The organism is Pseudoalteromonas sp. SR45-5, assembly GCF_014163565.1.
In the GTDB taxonomy this organism is placed as follows: domain Bacteria; phylum Pseudomonadota; class Gammaproteobacteria; order Enterobacterales; family Alteromonadaceae; genus Pseudoalteromonas; species Pseudoalteromonas distincta.
In genome coordinates this window covers 1-2,664 of the sequence record NZ_JACJDN010000553.1, presented here as the reverse complement: position 1 = coordinate 2,664, position 2,664 = coordinate 1, and the positions used below count along the sequence as shown (strand labels likewise).

At 37.2% G+C, this 2,664-nt stretch carries 2 protein-coding genes; one reads left to right on the top strand and one right to left on the bottom strand.

Annotated elements, in window-relative coordinates:
* Positions 1-46: 46 nt before the first annotated feature.
* Entirely contained in the window at positions 47-790 is a 744-nt protein-coding gene (locus H5072_RS16370; RefSeq protein WP_004335740.1) for a sporulation protein, read from the bottom strand.
* 266 nt (positions 791-1,056) lie between these two features.
* Here H5072_RS16370 and H5072_RS16365 point away from each other — a divergent pair, with 266 nt between their 5' ends.
* Positions 1,057-2,631: a cation:proton antiporter family protein gene (locus tag H5072_RS16365; protein ID WP_004335737.1), complete on the top strand. Its 1,575-nt coding sequence runs from the start codon at positions 1,057-1,059 to the stop codon at positions 2,629-2,631.
* The last annotated feature ends 33 nt before the right edge of the window (positions 2,632-2,664 follow it).

Genomic DNA, 2,664 nt, shown 5'->3' with positions numbered 1-2,664 from the left:
CCAGCCTAGGCCGGGTTTAATAAAATTATTCACTTGTTAGTTTATATTAAGCAAATAAGCGCTCTAGTTGGTCGCACAACTGCGATAAATTCACGTGGTCATGCTCTATCGTTAAATCTACATAACCATCGCCTCTAAAGGCCCTGTCTAGCTCTATAAGCACGTGTGTTTTATGTGCCTCTGGTACAAATGACAACTCGATCTCTTGAATGCCAAATAAACTACGGCTATTTGGCTTATATTCAAGTTCCTGATAACAGCCCGATAACGATTGAAATGTTGAAGCGCGCAAATGGCCTTTTTCTACATCAGCTTTCATTAAGCTAAAACCTAGCTTTTCCATCGCCTGCATGCACGTTTTAACAGCTTCATTAGGGTAAATATGTAAATGGTCTTTATCGCTCGGATCAAGTGCTAAATCAATATCTAAACCTGTTTCAAGCCACACATGAGATTGATTGTAACCTGCATTAATTTCTGTAATAGGTGTTTCAGAATGAAGACGTGCTTCAAAAGGGATACTTTTAACTTCGCCAGGCTCAATTGTACCTATATCTGTAATTCGCCATTGGTCAATCACATGATTGGTAAAATAATCGCCATCATCACCTGCCACTTTAACACGGGTCATAAGTAATAAATCTAAGCCTGCAATATCTTGGCTAACATCACCTGCGGTAATGACTATTTGTGCATTAAAAAGCTGACCAGGTTGTAGGTGTTCAGTCTCTAAAACAGTATCTACTTTTGCAGCACCAATACCTACCGACGCTAAAATCTTTTTAAACATATATTTCTCCTTAAGCTGAGCGGTTCTATTATTTGCTCTTGCTTAAACTTCTTCGTTATCGCATCTTAACCATATTTAAAAGCCAATGTCAGTGAAAAAATGTTATTTACATGCTATTTACGATTAAATATATGTTTGATGCGCATTTTTTATACACAGCTAGGCAAGTATTTGATTAGACGCGTTCATTTTTAGGTCCATTTTTATTTTCAATGGTATAAATTTTTCGTTACACTGCAACCCCAAATGAAGTGATATTAAGAATTATGGAACTAATCTATTTTGCCGCCGCGTTTGTGTGTGGCTTTGCTGTTTATCAGTTAAAGCTGCCTCCTCTTATTGGATTTTTATTAGCAGGTTTTGCTTTAAATTTATCGGGTTATAAAAGTACAGAGTTGCTCGATACAATAGCAGCACTTGGCGTAACCCTTCTTCTTTTTAGTATTGGTTTAAAGCTAAAGGTAAACAGTTTAATTAAACCCCAAGTGTGGGCGCCTGCAACATTGCATATTATTTTTAGCAGCGCGCTTTTTAGTGGCTTTATGTTATTGCTTGGTGTTTTCGCTATTCCACTGTTTATTGATTTAAGTTGGCAAAGTGCTTTATTAGTTGGGTTTGCGCTTAGTTTTTCAAGTACTGTATTTGCAGTAAAAGTGCTTGAAGAACGCGGAGAAATGGCAAGCCTTCACGGTAAAATAGCCATTGGTATACTAGTCATGCAAGATATCTTTGCTGTTATCTTTTTAGCGATTAGTACAGGTAAAATTCCAAATGTATGGGCAATTGCATTAATAATTGCTCTGCCTTTATTACGACCTGTCATGTATGGCGTATTAAATCGCTCTAAACATGGTGAACTATTACCATTATTTGGTTTTTTCTTTGCTTTAGTTGCTGGTTATCATGCATTTGAATTTGCAGGATTAAAAGGCGACCTAGGCGCACTCATAATTGGGATGATGTTTGCACCACATAAAAAAGCAGGAGAACTATCAAAATCTCTGCTTAATTTAAAAGACATATTATTAGTCGGTTTTTTCTTAAGTATTGGCTTGAGCGCAGAGCTAACCACTAGCTCATTAATCGTTGCTATTATACTTGTTTTAGTTTTACCTATTAAAATAGCGCTTTATTACGTGTTCACAAATATATTCAAACTACGCGCACGTACATCATTACTTACCGCCTTTAGTTTATCTAACTACAGTGAATTTGGGTTAATTGTATGTGCAGTAGCAGCTAGCACAGGCATGATCACTTCTGAGTGGCTGGCCGTAATGGCAATTGCTGTTTCTATTACCTTTGTAATTGCCTCGCCGTTAAATAAGCGCTCAAACGAGCTATACGTAAAAATAGAGCACTGGCTATTAAAGTTTGAAAGCAAAACTCGTTTAGCTGAAGAGCTACCTGTTAACCTAAACGATACTAAAATAGTCATTTTTGGTATGGGACGTATTGGTACTGGTGCTTATGAAACAATCAACGCGACTCACCCAAATGTTGTTGCAGGCATAGATATAAAACCTGAAGTGGTAGATAAGCACGTTAACAGAGGCCGCAACGTATTAATTGCTGATGCAACAGATCCTGACTTTTGGCAACGAGTAAATCATTCGCAAGTAGAAATGGTCATGCTTGCAATGCCAAAGCATATGCAAAATATTTTTGCGCTAGAGCAACTACAAGCCTCAGGTTATAAAGGCCAAGTAACAGCTATTGCAAACTACCCTGATCAACAAAAAGAGCTAGAAGAAATGGGTGTTCATTCTACTTATAACTTTTACTTAGAAGCAGGTAGTGGTTTTGCAGAGCACGTTAAACAAGAGCTATTTAACGAATAATCACTTTTTATAACGTCTATAAATAACAAAGCC